The sequence below is a fragment of the Psychroserpens sp. NJDZ02 genome (genome assembly GCF_004843725.1).
Classification (GTDB): domain Bacteria; phylum Bacteroidota; class Bacteroidia; order Flavobacteriales; family Flavobacteriaceae; genus Olleya.
This window is the reverse complement of record NZ_CP039451.1, coordinates 3,966,591-3,986,561: the sequence shown is the minus strand read 5'-3', so window position 1 is coordinate 3,986,561 and position 19,971 is coordinate 3,966,591. Positions and strand designations below refer to the sequence as shown.

Here is a 19,971-nt window from a genome sequence, read left to right as displayed (position 1 = left end):
TTTTAGCAACTTTAGCCATTATATAACTAATTAACCACAAAATAACATTTATGACAACAGAAAACACTCAAATAAAGAAGTATGAGTCAATTACCACAGGATTTGGAATTACAGGATTAGTATTAGGGATTATTACGCTTTTAGTTTCTTTTATACCCTGCTTTGGGATTTACGCTTATTTATCAGGAATAGTCGCAATTTTATTTTCATTAATAGCATTAGTCGTAGCTTATAAGTATAACCACCCAAAAGGTTTGATTATTGCTGCATTAATAACCTCTCTATTAGGTTGCGGGATTGCTTATTCTCAATATTTAACTATACAAAGCTTAGCAGAGCAATCTATTGAGGTGGGTAAAGAGTTAATAGAACAAATTGAAGAAGAAGCTAGATCTGAACAAATAATTAATGAAGTAGACGATGTGGACCAGGTAGATGAGATAGATGAGTTAGATGAGAAAGTCATAGAAAAAGAAGATATTAATTAACAGAAACCACTGACAGAATAAAATACGCTATTCTGATAATGATTATTGCCAGTTATAAGAGTAGCATACATCCTTTTTTTTAGAGTCACAATTTAGTAAAAAAGTGATAGGTCACATTAATGACGTACACATTGAGAACTATTGATTTAAAATGAAGCACCTTCGGGAAATACTGTTTGAATAAAGGACTATACTTTAGAACTAAATAAAATGAAAAAACTTTTTTTACTTTTTATACTCATTTACTCTTGTAAAGACACTAAGCAAGATGTTGAAAACAGAAATGTCACTAGTGATGTTTCTGTTTTAAATAATTTAACAAAAACACCAGAATACACTTACGATAGCAATTTTATATTGGGTAAATTTGACTACAAAAAAGACACTACCTTTATAAAGGTGGACAAAATTCACGCTTCAAAAACACTTTATATAAACAAAGAGGCGTATCGTTCATTTATTAAAATGTTTAATCACGCAAAAGAGGATAACATTAATTTGAAAATAATTTCTGGAACAAGAAATTTTTATGAACAAAAATCAATTTGGGAGAGAAAATGGTTGAAATATAAAAGTTTAAAACCAATAGATCGAGCACTTAAAATTTTAGAATACAGCTCAATGCCTTCAACATCTAGACATCATTGGGGTACGGATATTGATTTGAATAATCTAAACAATTCTTATTTTGAAACAGGACAAGGGAAAAAAGAATATCTGTGGTTAGTGAAAAATGCTAGTACTTATGGTTTTCAGCAAGTATATACTTCTAAAAAACAGGGGAGAACAGGTTATAATATGGAGAAATGGCATTGGTCTTATATGCCATTAAGCGAAAAATATTTGACTTTTTATAATAACACTATTCAAGCTAAAGACATCTCTGGTTTTAAAGGAGCTGATTTAGCTGAGGCATTGGATGTCATTCAGATTTATGTAAACGGTATAAAAAAAACGCTGAATGCTAAATGACAGGAGAGCGTATATAATTACTAATATTAGTCTTATTCTTATATTCCTTTTAGGTTTAGTATATCTACTTTTTAGTGAACATAATCTTATTTGTTATTATAAACAAAATTTTAATGTTTTATGCAATACTTGTGGTTTAACTAGAGATTTTAAATCAATACTAAGATTGGATTTTGATAACCTTATAAATAAATTTTCGTTATATTTTTTTTTATTTTTAATGGTTTTTTCTTTTTCAAGAATATTAACCACTCTTTTGTTATTCAAAAAAATAAATGTAAAAAAAGTATTAATTATCGATTGTGTACTAAATACTATGGGTACACTAATTATAGCTTGTAAATTGTTTTGGTAAACGCATAGCTAATGTTATTGAATATTTCAGTCAAAAACGGCATTGTAACATATAATATATGCAACAAAATAAATAAGACTTTAAAAACGGTCAGTAAGTTCAACTATCAAATTTATACTGCACTTCTTTGTTTTACTAAAAAACTCTCCATTGTATTTTAGAAGGTATGGCAAGACTGTATAGATTTGTCCTGAGGCTCACAACAATTATTTTAGAGTTTTTAGAAAAGTATTTTAAACAAACCAATTTTATTGTCAACAATTATTTTTACCTAAAATTATATAGGTCCAACTAATTAATATCTTTTATGCGATTAGTATTTAGGTGAAAAAATAATTATTTATCCTTGTTAAGAATGTTGTGTGGTATCGTAGTTAATTATAATGGGCTGTTTATATGCGCAAAGTAATAATTAACTAAAAGATGTTTTTATTTATAAATAGCCACAATAAAAATCATAGATCAATTCATTTTTTCCAATTGATCTGTTGGCTTTTTCTGAATTATTTTAACCAATTCTATATCTTACATTTTGATGAATAAGTATATTTTGTCGGTTAAACAAACCGTTTGTCTATTTGTTTGTTTTATTTTAATTTGATGTTTTTCGTGTTGATTTAAGTTGTACATTTGCAGCCCCAAATCAAGCACATTTATTTTGTGTTTTTAACTTAAAAAAAAATGAATTACCTATTAAAATTATCAGTTGCTATTTGTTTATTATTTTCTGTATCTAGTTGTTCTGTAGACTCGTTAGAAGACTCTACCGATGAGAGAGCAATAAATACAACTGCTGTTACACCTAATGTCGCATGTAGTAACCAAGATCCAAAATCTAAGCTAATAAATAACGGAACTGTCGTTTTTACATTACAAATCTTCGATTCAAACAACAATTTAACTGAATTGATAGATGTAGCGCCAGGAACAAGTTCTTCATGGATTAGTTTCTCAGAAGGCGATACTGTTTTTAATTTAGATAGTACCTCTTCTAATGTTTCTGATGATAAAATTTCTATTAATATGAATAATTGTTCAGAAGTAGAGATTGTCGTTAATGCTCTAAACAAAATTGATTCTCCAGTAGTTAATAGCCTAGACTAAAGGCTAAAATAATTTATAACAATTTTTTAATTGTCAAGATGGGTGGTAAAAACAGAATAGTTTTTACCACCTTTTTTTTTCTCGTCTATATTTTTTGTGTTTACTATTTGTATATTTCCAACTTAGATTTAGTAATTCCGTTACTATTATCTTTAATCGTGAAATCTATTTTATCACACTTTTAATTAATATCGAAGAGCTTTATCTTTTGTAGTTATTTGAGGTGAGTCTTTTTTGATAAATACAGATAAATAGTATGTGTTAATTTTTTAGTTTTAAATTTATTTTTTCAATTAGTTTTTCTGTTGTTTTGATTTTTTCTCTGCCGTTTTCTTCTGCAATTCTTATTGCTTTTTTAGCAATTATTATTGCTTGCTTATAGTTGCCAGTTTTATATAATAATGCCGCATAGGTATCTGTGTTGTTATAAGTTTCTTCTAAATCTATAGATTGTTTTATCCATTTAATAGCAAAATTTAGTTTTGTAACATTATTTTCTTCTTTATAAACTTCCCATGCTAATGAATTGAGTTTATCGCTATCAAGCCATATTGCATCAACACTATTGTCTTTTATTGGGTATCCATTTTTATATTCTACACTATTTATAAGACGCCCTTTACTATTGTATTCTTTAACTATACCTGTTCCATTTTTTAGTGTACCCCTGTCTAATATGTTACCTTGGTTATCAAAACAGGAAATGATTTCCATTAGTTTACTAGGATATTTATAGGTTTGAGTTTTATAAAGTTGTCCATTTTCGTGATATAACTTAAAATCGTTTTGCGGAATTTCGTCTTTATAATAAGCAATAAGTCTTACTTGCCCATTTTTATAATAATCTTTCCATTCTCCAGTTAAAACACCTTTTTTATGGTATTGTCTTAGTTTTTCTATTTCTCCAGTTTTATAATAGTACTTCCATTCTACTAAGGAGTCTCTTTCGTAGAGTTCTACCGATTCTAATTGTCCATTACCAAAGTATTTCCATTCTCCAAAACTATATGCTGACTCGTGATTATATTCAGAGGCTAGTATTATATCCCCGTTTTTTTTATACCATATAAATTTACCATCTCTTTCTCCTTCGTAATGTTTTCCTTCAAATTTTATCTGCCCGTTTTCGTAATATTTTTTATTTTCGCCATGCTCTTGTCCATCTTTATAATTATTTATTTCTTTTAATTGTCCATTTTTAAAGTACCATTTGTACGGACCTTTATTTTTAAAGCCAATTCTACTTATTTGACCATTTGGATAAAAACCTGTTATATGGCTTTCTGAATAATCTCCATTTTTTATTATTGTTCTTATCGTTAAAATCCCATTTTCATTGTATTTTACCCATTCTCCATGAATTTTACCATTTATATATGGTGTAATTTCTTTTATATTACCATTTTCATAATATTCTTTATTTTCTCCATGGAATTTATCATTTTTTAATGATATAACTTTTTTTAAGTTTCCATTTTTAAAATATGTTATATCTTTTTTTTCTTTCTTGTTCTTGGTATATATAAACTTATGCTCGATTCGGCCTTTGCTATCAAAGCTTGTAACATTATCTTTATGATATTTTCGTAAACCTTTCAATAACCCATTTTGGGAATATGTTTTCCACTCACCAACATATTTACCATTTTTTTTTCTACCTTTTTCTTTTAACTGTCCATTTTCATAGTATAATTTACATACACCAGTTTCTTTACCATTTTTGTAATTACATGAGGAGGATAATTTACCTTGTTCATCATATCTCTGAAACTCTCCATGTCGTTTTCCATTTTTATAGTTTCTAATTGAGTACAATTTACCATCATTAGAATATGTTTTGCTTTGTCCATGAGCTTCATTGTCTTTTTGTTTAGTAAAATAAAGTACATCTCCATTAAAGTATAAGTTATAACCATTAGGTTCTTCTATAAAAAAATAAAAAACGCTCAAAAAACTATAACTTTCTTGGAATTTTACTATCGTAGTGCTATTGCCGTTATGCTTGAAAATTGTATTACCACTATTATCTAAAACAACATACTCTGTAACAACACCTTTATTAAAGTTAATTATAATTCTTTGTATTTGGTCTCCTGTTTCGCTGTTCCATTCCCATTTGCCATCTCTTTTTCCATTGCTATATTGTCCTTTACAATATAATTTATCGTTGCTGTAGTACCATTTTCTATCACCTTCTGGATTGCCATTTTTATAACTCCCTGTCGTTTTTATTGCTCCGTTTTTAAAATACCATTTCCATTCTCCGTCTTTTTCTCCATTACTGTAAAACCCTAATTCTCCTAATTTTCCATTATCATAATACCATTGCCATTTACCGTCTTTATGCTTTACAATAGTATCTGATTTTGTATTAACTGAGTCGTTGGACTTTTCTTGAGAATACAAGGAAATAGATAAACAAATGAGGGTAATTATTAATATTGTATTTTTCATAGTTTCCAATTTAAAGTTATAAGTGCAACATGAATATTTAAAATATATGGCGTTAGTCTTATCTATTTTAGGCTCAATATTTATATTCGTTTTGGATGAAACATTACAAGTAATTGACCTCATTACAAAGGTATCAAATCTCTGCATTATTAGAGACCGGAATAACTATTACACAAATCCAAAATTATTGGTTTTAATAAAAGTACAGTATCAAGAGAATTAAGCAGGAATACTCCCAGTAATAAGCTAATTACTCAGAATGTTAATATATTTTTCATTAGTTAATTTTAATAGGTTCTTTTTTGATATCAGGAATCTCTAAAGAAGTAGGTTCGGTTTTTACAGGTTCTGTTTAAGGAACTAGTAATTATTTAATTAGCCATCTATGCTATTGAAAATTCTTTTTATATTTTAATATTTATAAGATGATATTCTTTTTTCATCATTAATATTAAAAGTAGTTTCCTTTACAAGTCTATTTTTTAAATCATATTTAAACTTAGCATATTGCTTAGTTTCTTTCGTTTTGTGGCTTACAATATTTACTCTAGTGGGATTTCCTCTTTTGTTATATTTTGTAGTATAAATATCGCCCTGCTTTAAGATTAGATATTTTTCAGGTTTTTTATTAAATAATATTTTAAAAAAGCAATCATCTCCTTTGTCTTTTCGTAATGCTTTAACTTGGCTAAAGTTATAAAATGTATAGGATGTACGTTCTTCTTCTAATCCTTTTCTAGTATACTTTATTTTTTCTAAAGAAGCCTTTCCTCCTTGATTATAATTAATACTTAATAGGCTTGATACTAAATTTTGATCGTTAAATTGATAGATGTTTTCGTTGATTAAGATTCCATTTAAAAATAGACGATACTGTAATGTTTCTGTTTTTGGTTGATATTTTATTTTAAGTAACTCTACATTTTTACCTATCTGTGTTTTTCTTTCTAAAGGATAACCAGCATCATCTCGTTTATCATATAGTATAACCCTTTCAATTATAGGTTGAGGATTGAGGGCGTTTATAGAATCAAATTCTTTTTCAATTCGTTCTAAGTCTCTTTCGGCATTAAATGAATTTTTTTCACCTGTTTCAGAATCATAAAAAAATGATTCTTTAACAATTCTAGTACCGTACTCTATATAATTGTAAAAATAATATCCTTTACCATAGCTTTCTATATCACTATTGAGAACATCCTCTCTTTTGTACATATACTCTGTTTTTATTTTAGAACTAAAAGCGATATAATCATACCAAGGACTACTCATTCTAAAGTAACTATTTCTAATAATATCTTTATTGGTAAAGTATTCAATCTTTTGTTTTTTCTTATCTATCCTTTTCAATAATTGTTTTTTATCGTTGTAGCAATAGGTTATTGAGTCTATATCTTCACATTTTGTAATATCAGGGTCAGATCCATCTATATCTGTTGTTTGGGATACGGCTGTAGTTATTGTAAATAAGTTAATTACTAAGAATGTTAATAAATTTTTCATTAGTTAATTTTAATAGGTTTTTTTTTGATATCCGGAATCTCTGCAGTGATAGGTTCTGTTTTTAAAGGTACTATAGGATTCAATGGAAGAGGCTCTATTTGAGTAATTAATTCTCTAGTTATTATTTCATCATCTGCTTGCATCATTTGCCATTGCCATTGCCAAAATGAAATACGTTTTTTAAGATTAGGAATTTCAGTTCCTTTTTCATAGAAATCTTTTTCAGATCCCGCTCTATATATTGTAGGTCTGGACAAACAATTTGCTGCATTTGCGACACGGCCTATTGGAACTGCACGTCTAGCATGTGTGACATTATTCTCATTCCATTGATCTTTTTGTGGATAATCCATAATATTTTCCGTACTTCCTTTTATAAAAAGGTGCTGCGCATTTGAATGACGAGTTTTAAAATACACAGCTTTTTTTCTACTAATAAAAATATCAATAGTCTGGGAAGGAGCTCCTACGGGAATAAGAGGATAAAAATTAATTTTATTTGTTTTATCAGTGTATATATTAAAAGTATGAGGTAAACCAAGTGTATGTGCTGTTTCGTGTATAAGTGTTTGCTTATCTGCAGTATCAAAAATACTAGCCCATTTCCCTTTAGTATTAATTTGTGGAGTATCTAAGTCATCGGCAGCTCCTTTTATTTGAGACGTACCTACTGTATGACTATAATCGTGCATAAATAATAAAAATTGTTTTTTTGTTTCAAAAGGTGTTTTTACTGCTGCTTTATTAGCCTTAAAATTAGCATAGTTTACTGCGCTAATACTAGTGCCATTGGTTGTATTATCTGTAGCTGTCTTGGCAACATAATTTTTGTATAAATATTGGTTATTAATGTAGTTATTATAATTACCGACGTTGCTTCCTAAACTAGCATCCGTAGATTTTTTTAGTCTATTTCCACTATCATCTTTATCTATTATATCCGTAGAGAAAAAACAAGTAATCATACCTTGGCCTAATCCTCTTTGTAATACCTTTTCTACTTTTGCTTGGCTTGTAAAAGCTCCAAAGCCAGAATTGAAATGATTATTTCTTTGCTTAACTTTAACAATGATCATGTTTAAGAAAAAATGTTCATTGTTTTTCATCATTCTAAGTTCTCCAACTTTGGCTCCTTTAGTTTGTATATTAATAGAACCATCAGCTTCTTTTGGAGTTAAACCATCTGTGTGATAAGCAATAATACTAATATTTTTATTTGTAGGTTTTATGCATTTAAGAGTTATTTCAACACTTCCAAATACTAAGTCTGCTTTTTTTATTTGCTTAGGGCTTATTGTGAATGCATTTGCATAACCAGTTTCAGGTATTAGATGTATGGTATCATCGTTATCTCCAAATTGTGGAGCAGTAGAAAGGTTTTCATTTCTTAGACCTAAACATATTTTTACTTCTTGATTATATTTTAAAGCCATCCATGCTGGAAAATACTCTTTATTATGTATTGTGTTTGTTTTTGCTCCTTGTTTAAATACATTTTTTAAATTTGTTTTTGCTCTACTAAGTGTTTCTACACTGTTATAGCTCCTATCATGTATTAATTTTTCAATTTTACTACCAGAGTTTGTATTTGGATTTGAAAGACTATTATTTACATTATTAAAGAGGTAATTATAACGCCCTTTTCTATCGGTTAAAGTATTGGTTTTACCAAAATCATAGTGTTCATCACCCAGCCAATCAAAACCATATAATAAATCGTCTTTAGTTGTTGGTGTTGTGCCGTCAATAGTTCCATTCATATACTCTATCCATTTAGGATGTCTTCTAAAATGAATAATTGGTTTTGCCGCTATTGAAGTTACTAATAGTTTTTCTTCTTTATTAGTAAAAGAGCGTCCAGCAACCTCTATATCCATTATTAATTCTCTATCTCTTGGCATATTGTATTATTCTTTGATTTTACTCCAGTCTTCTTTTGTATCTAATAACTCTAATTTGGCTATACCATTTTCTTGTATAGTTCCTGTATATATAAATTGTGCTTTTTTACTATCTATCTTGTTACCTTTGGTTTCATTTACTTTTACAGTAATGGATTCTCCTAAATCTATATTTTCTGTTCTAACAAACATAGTTGCTTTCTCTCCATAGTTAATTTTGTCTATTTTTTCATCTCCAGCTTCATCCATCCAATAACTTTCTATTACTTTAGGTGCTTTATCGTTACCCATCATGGCGCCAGGAATAGTCATGGCTATGTCTTTAAACTCTTCTTTTATACTTCCCGCTAAATTTAGTTGTGTAGGATCTGTAATAGTTATTTTTCCACCTGTACCACACATACATTCAGAATCGTCAAATAACCATTTTTTTGAACTTCCTAATGTTGATTTGCTAGTGGTTTTTGTCCATTTTTGTAAAGCAGGAATACATGGTAAATACCCGCTATTTGTGGGTTTTAGTTTACATTGCCCAAAAGTTTGTGGTACTTGAACATCCATGTCCGTAGCTTTAAATTTACCTTGAATTTTTACTTTTTGGTTTTGAGTCACCAATAATTTGGCAGGTGCAAAACCTTCATTACACTCTAACAAAGCACCGTCTAATACATATATTTTGCTACTCATTGTTTACTAGGTTAAAGGTTATTTGGGTTGTTTTTTTGTACACATCTTTTATGTCAAAGACATAGTTTAATTTTGCATTTGTAACCAACCCTAGTTGTGGTACGACACTATATTGCCCGTTATAACTAAAGTCTAAATCGTAATGATTACCCTCTATAGTTGGTAAATCACCAATAAAAGCATTAAGTTTTTCTAAGGGAAATTTTTTATTTGCGGCATCAATTTGGGCTATTGTACTTATTGTAACATTTGTAAAAGCACGATCTTGTTTAGTTATTGTTTTTTCTTCAATAATAGGAATATTGAATGTACCAATACCATTTGATATTATTTTTGCTTCCACTAAAGGCTTGTCTTTCTCAAATTCGTGATAAAAAATATTAGAAAACAAAAAATTATAAAAGTTATCGTCCAAATATATTTGCTGGATATTTTCTTCTTGTAATTGCCAATCAAAATCTTTGGTCATAAGTTCAAGATCTGGATGCCTTTGTAAGATGTCTCTTTTGACTTTCATCCAATGTATTCTAATATCATCTGTATTGGATACTTTTATCAGTTTGAAGTTTTTTGTTAGTTTAAATTCTAGAATATTATTAATAGTGGATACAGTATCTGCAATTTGCTGTGCTTTATTCAACTTTTTAATAGCACTTAGTTTATCATTTAAAAAATAGCGGAAATCTACCTTTAGTCTATAGTTTAGTATATTTTGGGTTGTCATCCCTAAATAAGTTAGGTTAAAACCTAAAGCTACAGTTGTTTTATTCTTCTTATTGCCTTGTATTATTTCATGACTAATCTCTGCAGTGTATTGACGCGGCATGCGTTCGCCATTTAACTTTATAATTTCAGTAGTATGAGATAATATGTTTTCCATTATAGCGTATTAAAATAGTCTTCTAAAATAATTTGAAAGTTTTGCAGGTTGTCTTTACCGGTTGTAATTATTTCACCTGCTTTATAAGCTGTGTAAGTACCCATGGTATTTGAGTCTTCAGTCCAGTACATACCATCTACTATTATTCCATTTTTATCTGTAGTGATATAAGCCATTAGAAGCGTGTTGGTATGATCATTATTGTTTTTGATATCTATAGTTTTTACATAATGTTCTAATAGCTCACTGTTATTTTTGTCTTTTAAAGAAGACGGATTGTTGTTTAATACTAGATTTTCTAAAAACGAAAAGTTACCTCTGTAGTCATCCATATCTTTATTGTTATTACTTAAGACAAGGCATTCTACATCGGTATTAATTTTGAAAATTCTTATAATGCTATTTGGTTTTGGTTTATTTTGGGTGCAATCATCCATGTTATTACTGGCTAAAACAACCCCTTTAGCTAGTAATTGAAATAGCAGTTTATCTTCTTTTTTAGAAATGACGACTTTGGAAATAGGATCTTTAAAATTTGAAGATATTATTTTATCATCAACAATTTTAAAGGTTAGTCGGTTATAGTAATGTATAGCAAAGACATCTATATTTATTGCTATTAATTGCCCTTTAGTATATGTTTTTGAAAGGTATCCATTTTTTATTTTTTCAATAATTTGACCATCAATAATTTTATCATTTTTAAAAGTCGATATGATATTTAATATGGTTTTAGAATTTTCAGAATAACCATATTCGATTTCTTTTTTTTCTTCTTCATTTAAATTATCAAATATATCATAAGAGTAGTGCTTTGTTTTTTGTCCTGATTCGTAATAGTTAACCCAAAAAACATCTCGGTTATCGTCTTTAAAATAGCCGTTATATGGTTTGTTTTCTTTGTAGAAACCACTGTAGTATTCTTGAGGATGATCTGCTATGATAAAAGAGCTATCTATAACTTCATTTTTCACTTCAAGACTAGTCCTATATACTGTTACCGTAGTTTTTGAATTTTTTTTAGCGCCTTTATTTTTAGTTCCATTTGGGTGTTGTGCCAAAGTAAAAAAAGGTGTTAATAATAAGATCAGAAGTGTTTCTTTTATCCGCATATGTTATTATTTAGTAGTTTCAAAAATTTTAATTGTTGTTTTTTCTAATTTAATAATCTCTGTATCACTTTTTAATGAAATTTCCATTTTTCCATTGTACTTATCAACTTCAAACACAAGGTCTAATTTTTTGTTTTCTGAAGTGTTATTGATAGTTTTAAATGCTTTTTTTACTTCATCTTCATTAAAATACAATTTACTTCGATATACATTTTTGTTTGCATCTTCCCAATATAATTTTGCGTATTTTGGTAGAGCTAGCGGATTATATTCTTTAAGTTCAGGATTAACGCCAGTGGTAAAAATATGTTCACCATTAACATAGTCTATAAATACTTCAAGAAAATTTTGTTCTATAACTTGTTTAAAAATTGGTTTCCAATTATAGCGTTTTCTATATTCTGTCCATAAGCCATAAGTAATGCCTTCTTTTTGAAGATGAATTTTGGCTTCATCAGTTAAACTATTTAACGCATCCTTAACGTATTTTTCTCTGTCCTGTATTCCTGAAGGATTAAACTCCTTCATAGTTAAATCTGTTTCAGTAGCTTTAAAATGGTCAATTTCAGTTATTTTACCACCACCTAAAAGCCAAATAGAAACGATGCCTCCAGGCGCCATACCGCAAACTATTCTTGAGTATTTTTCTGGCTCATTGTTGTTGTCTATAAAGGTTTCATTAAATAAAGCAAGCATTTTATCGTATGGCAATTTAAAGCTTCCTTTATAAAATTTATTTTCCGCATAAGACATCCAAGTGATATCTAGATGGTCTGGTACTGCTTTAAAATCTTCTCCAACAATGTAGGTGGAGCCTAATTTTCCCCAACCATTTTTTACAGTACGTCCACCACTTGGAATACTAGCTATAAATTTATTATCAAGAGAGAATGTTCCATTTACTATTTCTATGGGATAAGCTTTTGGAGCACATTCTGTAGGTAACCAATCAAATTTTTGTTCTTTTTTATTTAAAATCACACTTGTTGTGTCTGTTGTTTTGTTTTTACAACTAAGAAAAGCTAAACAAACTATTATTATTTGAATTTTTAAAAACATTTTATTTAGTAGTTTCAAAAATTTTAGTTTTTGTTTTTTCTAAACTAATGCTGTCTGAATCACTTTTTAGAGTAATATCCATTTTTCCATTGTATTTATCTACCTCAAATACCAGGTCTAGCGTTTTGTTTTCTGAGGTATTATTTATAGTTTCAAAAGCTTTTTTTACTTCATCTTCATTAAAATACAATTTACTTCCGTAAATATTTTTGCTTGCATCTTCCCAATATAGTTTTGCATATTTAGGTAGAGCTAGCGGATTATAGTCTTTAAGTTCTGGATTATTAGCCACAGTGTAAATACGTTCTCCATTAACATATTCTATAAAAATTTCAAAATAATCGCCTTTTGTTTTTAGTTTAAATACTGGTTTCCAGTTGTAGCGTTTTCTATATTCTGTCCATAAACCATAAGTAACGCCTTCTGTTTGAAGATGAATCTTAGCTTCATCATTTAAACTATTTAGTCTGTTTTTTACATATTCTTCACGACTAATTACAGCATTAGGCACAAATTCTTCCATTGATAGTTCTATTTTATTCGCTTTAAAATGATCTATTTCAGTTATTTTGCCTCCGCCTAAAAGCCATATAGAAACGATACCTCCTGGTGCCATACCACAAACTATTCGTGTGTAAGTGGCATGTTTATTATTTCTATCTAAAAATCCTATATTAAATAGTGCCAGCATTTTATTGTAAGGTAATTTAAAACTTCCTTTGTAAAATGTGTTTTCAGCATAAGACATCCAAGTAATATCTAGATAGTCGGGTACTACTTTAAAATCTTCTCCAACAATATAGGTAGAACCTAATTCTCCCCAACCATTTTTAACGGTACGACCACCGCTTGGTATATTTGCTATTAATTCTCCATTTAAAGAGAATGTACCATTATGTATTCTAATTGGATATGCCTTAGGAGCACATTCTGTTGGTAGCCAGTCGAATTTATTTTCCTTTTTATCTAAATTCATTGTATGCGTATTAGTGGATGTTGTTTTATTTTTACAGTTTAAAGTAATTAAACTAATAAAACCTACTACCAAAATAATCTTTAATTTTCTCATTTTAACCGTCTTGTATAACTCTAGTCCTTACTCCGTTTTCTCTATTTGGAGACATAGGAGCTATTAAACCTAAAACTCTATCATTATAATGTGCAGAGAAATGAAAATACTCGTTTCTTAAAGTTTTAAGCATCATTTTATCTGCTGGTGTATTAAACGTAATGGCTTCTTTTTCGCCTTTTACATAAGCATCAATACGTTGTTTGACATCGGTAAGTTTTACCTTTTTGCCATCTTCATTTTTTATAGGAAAATCTTCATTAATTAGTGAGAAATCATATTTTACTACCTTTTTTAGTGAATACTCAACCATAACATGTAATGGTATATGGCTGTATTTATTAGATATTCCTTTTCTTTCGGCACGTAGTGAGCCCCAATAGTTATTTATCTTAATTTGTCCTGGTAAATACCAACCCAGATCTATTAAATTTTGACGCTCAACTTTCATTTTGTCTATGTAATTGATTGTGGCATAATCTAAAGTAACTTCTTCGTCTGCTTTATCGGTATATCCGCCACCAATATCGGAATGTACACCAGGTAAAAACTTTTGTACGCCTTGGCGGGCTTTTTTTATATTTGTTAATCTAAAATTATCGCGATGTTCGTCTGCAGCAGCAAGTTGAAATGTGAAACTTGCTTTAGAAATGGCATCTAAATGTAATTGAGCAGTATCATTTGTGTGTTTCATTCCAAAAGAAGCAACAGTATCATACAACCCAACAAAACGGACTGTAGTTTTTAATTTAGGAGTAAGTTTTTTATTTGCTAATTCTTCGCCTAATACACCACCATCTTCTGCATATTTATCTCCAAGATATTCAAACAATCCAAGTCCATTATCTATCTCCTTATTTTCTCCTTTTTTTTGATTAATTTCAAAAATAAAATGTCTTGCAGCTGCAGCACCTCTACTAAAGCCATAACTGTCTATTTGTAATCTGTTTATTTTTTTAATTCCTGCCTCTTCTAAAAATGCCGCAATCATTTCGCATCCTTTTTTCACTTTTCCTTTAACACCAGTAGCGCCTTTACCCATAGATTTCCCCCAAGTACCATCATCTTCAAGATCCTCTGTACCGATACCTTCTATATATAACGATAATTGGATGAGTTTTTCATCTTCAATTTTTTCATACGCTGGTTCCATTCTAGAAACATTAGAAAAATCGTTGTTATAACTTCCAGATTGTTTAGAGCTGTACCATTTATCTTTATTGTAGGAATCAGCAAGTTTTTTATTATAGGATTTGCCCTTAACTTTTTTCTCATATTCTAATCTTGCTTCTGTGTTTTTTCTGTTGTTTAATGTCCCATCAAAGAAAATACCCACTGTGACGTTTACATGATCTTCTGGAATATATTCTTCATAGTCAGCGTTACCAACATTTACTTTTGCTGTACTCACATTTAATCCACTAAAAATATTTCTGGAAGCTGATTGTCCAACAGGTGTTGCTGTTAATCCTATAGGCATAGTTTTACATTTTTTAGATTATTCTCCATATTCTACAGTTTCGGCACTTGAAATACTGATTTTTCCACCTGCATTGGTTTTTATCTCTCCGCTGGCATCTGTAGTAATTTCTTGTGCTTCTTGCTTATAGGTGGAACTAATCACTTTAATTTCTTCACCAACCTGTTTTTCTTCATTATTAGCCATAATAAAGGAGTTTTCATTAATCGATTCCGTTTTATTTTTACCTACTGAAACATCTAGATTTTCTTCAACATTTATCTGCATATTTTTGGCATTCAGCGTCATGTTTTCTAATGCTGAAACAGTAATGTTATTATTGGCCGTATCTATAGTTATAATATTACCATTCATGTCTGTAATAGTAATACTCTCTGAACCATTGGCATCATTAAGCTCAAAGGTGTGCCCGCTTCGGGTTTTTATAGCTTTAATATCATTAGTATCACTCTGAAAAGCAGTGGCTTTGCCACCACCATTATATAAACTACCTAGCATGTAGGGATGCTCTGCATTACCTCCTTCAAATCCAACTAAAACTTCTTCATTAATTTCTGGAATAAAGTGAAACCCTTTGTCACCCCCTGCGTGTGGTGTTACTATCCGTATCCAGGGGGTCATTTCTCCTGTTATTTTTTGCCAAGGCATTTGTACACGTATTCTACCAAATCCTTCTGGATCTGCATTTTCCATAACTACAGCGGTTTGCGTGTCACTTTTAGGAAATGCATTAATGTTGGTATTAGGATAGGCATCAAAATCGGCTGTTATGGCTTCAAATCTATTTTCGTAATCTCCATTTTCTCTGTTGCTATGCGTGATACTTGTAATTCTGTAATTAGCACCTTCTATGTTTACAATATTTCCTAGTTTGACTCCAGGGTTATCACTAACGCCGTTAAGTTTTACTTGCTGTATTTCTATAGCTTTTTTCTGTAATTCTATACTCGTATCTAATCGTTGTTTTGCTTGCGGATCATTATATATATTATGCCATACTTTGGTTTGCTTATTATAGATTGTATTTGCTTTACTAGAGACAAAACCACTATAACCACTGGCACCAGAACTAATGTCTTTAGCATCTTTTTCGTGTACATCGTTTAAAAGATAGTCGTTTGCATAAAATTTGTAATTATGGGATTGTGGTGACAGGTTCAAATCATATTGTTTAAGATCAAAACCGTAAGTCAATGCTAATTCTTCAGTTTCTGGTTGTCCAAATATAAGTTTAGAGCCATTATAATAAAACCATTCGCCATATTGTGCAGCTAATCGACTAGCGTAGGCATAAGCACTTTCTCCATTTTGAACAGAGTAGTGTAGGGGGGAGGTGTTATTAGGTTGTATGCGTACTTCTAATTTAGACTTATCATAGTCGCTAAAGGTTAGCTCTAGTATTTCTGACAGTGATACATCATTATAAGAGGCATAATGTGGCCCATCGTCGGCAATAAAAGTCGGGCTTAATGCTGTAATTACGACTTCATCACCAGTGCTTGCTTCATGTCCTTTTACGGTTGTTATTTGTGATACAATACCTTTAAATTCTAAAGCTTTGTAACCACTAAACGTATCTAATGCAGCTGTTTGAATGGTTATAGTTTCGCCTAAATAATTTTTACTAGATTCTCCAAGGGCTTGAGTTAGATTTTCTAAAACGTCCATACGGCAGACAAGTTCTAGTCTGTGATGGGCATCGATACTTTGATGAAGCTCTATCGATTTAAAAGCTGTAATTTCTGATCCTGATATAAATATAGTCGTGTTGCTTTGTAATGCCATAGTCTTATTATATTATTAAAACGAGGTTGAAATATGATATGTAATAGTCTATATAGGTAAGACACAAATTTGTTTTAAAGTACAGTGGTTATCAATATATGGTACATTTTTAGTAAAAAATTGAAGTAATCACGGTATAATGTATAACCAAATTGCAGCACAACAAATGGTATTATTTATAAAAAAAACAATAGTATTAAGCACTGTCTAGTAATTAGATATCTGATAAAAGGTTAAATAGGGACGTCCTAAATATTACATTTTTGCTGGCCAGTTATTTGTATAGGTTGTCCCTTTTATACTGACTTCTTTAGCAGAAATTACAACACGCGTTTTTAAGGGTTGTGATCCAATAGCATCAAAATCTTCGACATAGTCCAAACAGTAGGCTTCGCTAAAATCTACGGTTTTAAGACTAGATAGATTATCTCGTTTATAAAAGACAATACTACCATTTTTGGTCATATTACTAGAAATCATCCACTCTAAAAAGTCTGTTTTATTTGTGGATTCTATAAGAATAGTTATTTGTCCTCCTCGAGGCTTTTGTGATGGTCGACCTGTATTATCAGCGCCTTGGTGAAACCCAAAGGAGCATTCTAAAACATTCATTTGGTCATCATCAATATTTAGTTTTGCTAAAAATGACATAATTAAGTGGGTTAAAATGAATAAAGGAAAAAACAAAGGGAGTAGCCATGAGCTCTCCCTTTAGTAATACATAATGATAATAAAAAGAGTTTAACTTAAACCCAGTCATTAACATGTTCTCCATTACCAATTCCAATTCCTTTAGCAGAAATTATAAAAGACTCAGACATTGGGTTTTTTCCAGTTGAATCAAAGTTTTCATAATACTTAACCATGTAACCTTCTGTGAATTTTAATTCTTTAGAAGTAGATTCGCTATCTCTTTTTAAGAAGACGATAGATCCATCTCTACGCTCGAAGTTGTTAAACATCCAGTCAGAAAGACTAGTATCTGCAGTAGACTCTACAGTTAATTTAATTTTACCTCCTCTTGTGATAGAAGAAGGTCTTCCTGTAGCGTCAGTTTCTTGGTGTAATTCGTAAGACGAATTTAACACGTTGTACTCTTGTCCACCTACTTTAAGTTTTGCTTTGAAAGCCATAATAAAAAATATTTAATAAATTTAAAAGCCATTATTGGCATACTTTAAATCTATAGAGATCGTAGAGCGTTGACAAATATATTCGCTAAAACGTATATTTAATCGTTTAAAAGCGTATTTGGTAGTGTTTGTTTACTATTAATAGGTTGACATTCAATTATGTATGGAGTGGATTTAGATATAATGCGCTTAGATAAAAAAAATGATAACGTGTAAGGATAAGGTTGTGAGATTAGTATTTGTATTTATCTAATCTTGATACGTAGAATAATTTTATTTTTCAAAACGTTGCATATATTCAATATTATATACCCTTCGTTTTGCACCAAGCAATTCTAATATTCTATCATAAAAATAAGTGTTATTGTTTTCTACCACAAATAGCTCAGTTGGAAAAACATTGACATTACTACTTTACATATTCCAATATTTGGTTTATAAACTGAACTGTTAGAGTCTTTTTCCTTATTTGTTTTACGCGTAGCCTTGTAGTTAGATAATTAGCATTTTAAGTTTTATTAGTTTTTAATTATAAACTTAAAATTTTATCAACCGGAAATTTTGTCAAATCCACATCACTTTTCACTACTGAAATATTACAAGTATAAGTACCTCCAGATTTTTTTATTGTTCTCACTAATTTTATAACTCTATTATCTGTTTCCCATTTATATTCTTCACCACCATAATATGCGTATACCTTATTTTCTTCTCCTGTTACAACGTCATATTTTCCATATTTAGTTTTTAAACTAGTTAGAATATAATCGTAAGGTGTTTCACTTGATTCAAAAAAACTAAAAGCAACGAAATTTTTATCTCTATCTAAAAAAAAATCTACTCTATCTACTTTAAAACTTTTATTTAAAAAATAGAATATCCGTCCATTCGATTCGTCTTTATAACTATTAAGTCCTTTTATTTTACGTTGATAAGCAAAAGTATCTGTAATAACAGTCTTTTGCAATTCTTTATCATAATGACCGTCTTCTAAAGGTCCACTAATATTGTATGGTATTTTAGCAGCCAATGTATCTAACGGTATTGTAAAATCTATAGAATCTAAATCAAATACACCATCACCTATATTTTTTGAAGTTTGAGAACTACAATTTTGGAGTAAAAGGCAAAAAACAGCAATAATTAAAACACCATGTTTTCTTTTAGTTACCCTCCAAGTAGGATTTTCTAGATTTAAAAATTGAATCATCTTTATCCATAATTTGAAAAGTTTTTGTTGTATCATTATCTACTTTATTTTTTGATATTAATTTATCAAACGTTAATACTGCGCCATTAAAAGCTACTGAAGATTGCCTATACTGTTTACCGTTAAGTCTATCTTTAACTTTCCATTCTTCTACTTCTACAGCATCTGTAATACTACCAGTCGCTACGGAGGTAACAAAACAGTATCCTTGAATACTAGCACTTACTTTTAAAGCAATTCCAGCCTTAAATTCTGTTTTTTACCCTACTTTTTAATCAAAGCCACCTCTGTTATTATAGTATAATTATAAGTCAGTTTTAACAGCGACAAAACACTCAAATATAATATATATATCGGAATTCTTTACATATTTAATTACCTCTAAGATCCAATCAATCATCTTTCCAGTGCCAAGAAACATAGTATTAAAGGTTTTAAACCTATACCAATATAGAGGTCTAGTAGTAAATCTAATCGGTTTTATTTTATTAGATCTCTGTAATGTGGCATCATTTGTTTGTGATTCTAACCATGACAATACTAGTGCAACCTAAAACAAAGGCTATGTTTGGTGGCTCAAAATTGAATTATTAATCTAAAACACCCTTATTTAAGGCTTTGCTGAGTGGAGGAGTAGGTCCTTTAGGATTATATAATTATAAATGCTTAGAAACACTATTATATGTAGTTGTTGCTTTTTTGGACTGCGCTTTTAATTTTCTTTAGAACAATAGTTGATTCCTACTCTTTTGCATTTACTTTATATTTTTTACTACTAG

16 protein-coding genes are annotated in these 19,971 nt (G+C 29.7%); 3 read left to right on the top strand and 13 right to left on the bottom strand.

Annotation, left to right across the window (positions count from 1 at the left end; genetic code table 11):
* Positions 1-50 precede the first annotated feature (50 nt).
* The 3 genes from E9099_RS17570 to E9099_RS17555 all read left to right on the top strand — a co-directional run bounded on the left by E9099_RS17570 (position 51) and on the right by E9099_RS17555 (position 2,919).
* Positions 51-488 (top strand): hypothetical protein, encoded by a 438-nt coding sequence (locus tag E9099_RS17570; RefSeq protein WP_136584814.1) that lies wholly within the window; start codon positions 51-53, stop codon positions 486-488.
* Between the two features lie 210 nt (positions 489-698).
* Entirely contained in the window at positions 699-1,460 is a 762-nt protein-coding gene (locus tag E9099_RS17565; RefSeq protein WP_136584813.1) for a M15 family metallopeptidase, read from the top strand.
* 1,036 nt (positions 1,461-2,496) lie between these two features.
* Positions 2,497-2,919, top strand: a complete 423-nt coding sequence (locus E9099_RS17555) for a hypothetical protein (RefSeq protein WP_136584811.1) — start codon at positions 2,497-2,499, stop codon at positions 2,917-2,919.
* Positions 2,920-3,180: 261 nt separating this feature from the next.
* Here E9099_RS17555 and E9099_RS17550 read toward each other — a convergent pair whose 3' ends face one another.
* The 13 genes from E9099_RS17550 to E9099_RS17490 all read right to left on the bottom strand — a co-directional run bounded on the left by E9099_RS17550 (position 3,181) and on the right by E9099_RS17490 (position 19,192).
* Positions 3,181-5,373 carry a toxin-antitoxin system YwqK family antitoxin gene (locus E9099_RS17550; RefSeq protein ID WP_168800780.1) on the bottom strand — a complete coding sequence of 731 codons (2,193 nt, stop codon included), beginning with the start codon at positions 5,371-5,373 and terminating at the stop codon, positions 3,181-3,183.
* A 411-nt stretch (positions 5,374-5,784) separates the two neighbouring features.
* Positions 5,785-6,876, bottom strand: a complete 1,092-nt coding sequence (locus E9099_RS17545; protein WP_136584809.1) for a hypothetical protein — start codon at positions 6,874-6,876, stop codon at positions 5,785-5,787.
* The gene (locus E9099_RS17540; RefSeq protein ID WP_136584808.1) at positions 6,876-8,777 is read right to left on the bottom strand and encodes a hypothetical protein; all 1,902 of its coding nucleotides are present in this window, start codon (positions 8,775-8,777) and stop codon (positions 6,876-6,878) included. Before E9099_RS17540 ends, E9099_RS17545 begins: the two co-directional genes overlap by 1 nt.
* A gap of 6 nt (positions 8,778-8,783) precedes the next feature.
* Positions 8,784-9,464, bottom strand: a complete 681-nt coding sequence (locus E9099_RS17535) for a DUF4280 domain-containing protein (protein WP_136584807.1) — start codon at positions 9,462-9,464, stop codon at positions 8,784-8,786.
* A complete protein-coding gene (locus tag E9099_RS17530; RefSeq protein WP_136584806.1) occupies positions 9,457-10,344 on the bottom strand; it encodes a hypothetical protein in 888 nt (295 codons plus the stop codon). The genes E9099_RS17535 and E9099_RS17530 overlap by 8 nt, the downstream gene beginning before the upstream one ends.
* On the bottom strand, positions 10,344-11,456 hold the full coding sequence (locus E9099_RS17525; RefSeq protein WP_136584805.1) for a hypothetical protein: 1,113 nt from the start codon (positions 11,454-11,456) through the stop codon (positions 10,344-10,346). The genes E9099_RS17530 and E9099_RS17525 overlap by 1 nt, the downstream gene beginning before the upstream one ends.
* Before the next feature lie 6 nt (positions 11,457-11,462).
* Positions 11,463-12,533, bottom strand: coding sequence for a DUF2931 family protein (locus E9099_RS17520; RefSeq protein ID WP_136584804.1), 1,071 nt, complete (start codon positions 12,531-12,533; stop codon positions 11,463-11,465).
* The gene (locus E9099_RS17515; RefSeq protein WP_136584803.1) at positions 12,517-13,584 is read right to left on the bottom strand and encodes a DUF2931 family protein; all 1,068 of its coding nucleotides are present in this window, start codon (positions 13,582-13,584) and stop codon (positions 12,517-12,519) included. Before E9099_RS17515 ends, E9099_RS17520 begins: the two co-directional genes overlap by 17 nt.
* Position 13,585: 1 nt before the next feature.
* Complete coding sequence (locus E9099_RS17510; RefSeq protein ID WP_136584802.1) at positions 13,586-15,064, bottom strand: T6SS phospholipase effector Tle1-like catalytic domain-containing protein; 1,479 nt, start codon at positions 15,062-15,064, stop codon at positions 13,586-13,588.
* Between the two features lie 18 nt (positions 15,065-15,082).
* Entirely contained in the window at positions 15,083-16,849 is a 1,767-nt protein-coding gene (locus E9099_RS17505) for a type VI secretion system Vgr family protein (RefSeq protein WP_136584801.1), read from the bottom strand.
* A gap of 255 nt (positions 16,850-17,104) precedes the next feature.
* Positions 17,105-17,500 (bottom strand): type VI secretion system tube protein TssD, encoded by a 396-nt coding sequence (tssD, locus tag E9099_RS17500; RefSeq protein WP_136584800.1) that lies wholly within the window; start codon positions 17,498-17,500, stop codon positions 17,105-17,107.
* A 95-nt stretch (positions 17,501-17,595) separates the two neighbouring features.
* Positions 17,596-17,982 (bottom strand): type VI secretion system tube protein TssD, encoded by a 387-nt coding sequence (tssD, locus tag E9099_RS17495; protein WP_136584799.1) that lies wholly within the window; start codon positions 17,980-17,982, stop codon positions 17,596-17,598.
* Positions 17,983-18,511: 529 nt separating this feature from the next.
* Positions 18,512-19,192: a hypothetical protein gene (locus tag E9099_RS17490; RefSeq protein WP_136584798.1), complete on the bottom strand. Its 681-nt coding sequence runs from the start codon at positions 19,190-19,192 to the stop codon at positions 18,512-18,514.
* Positions 19,193-19,971: the final 779 nt, after the last annotated feature.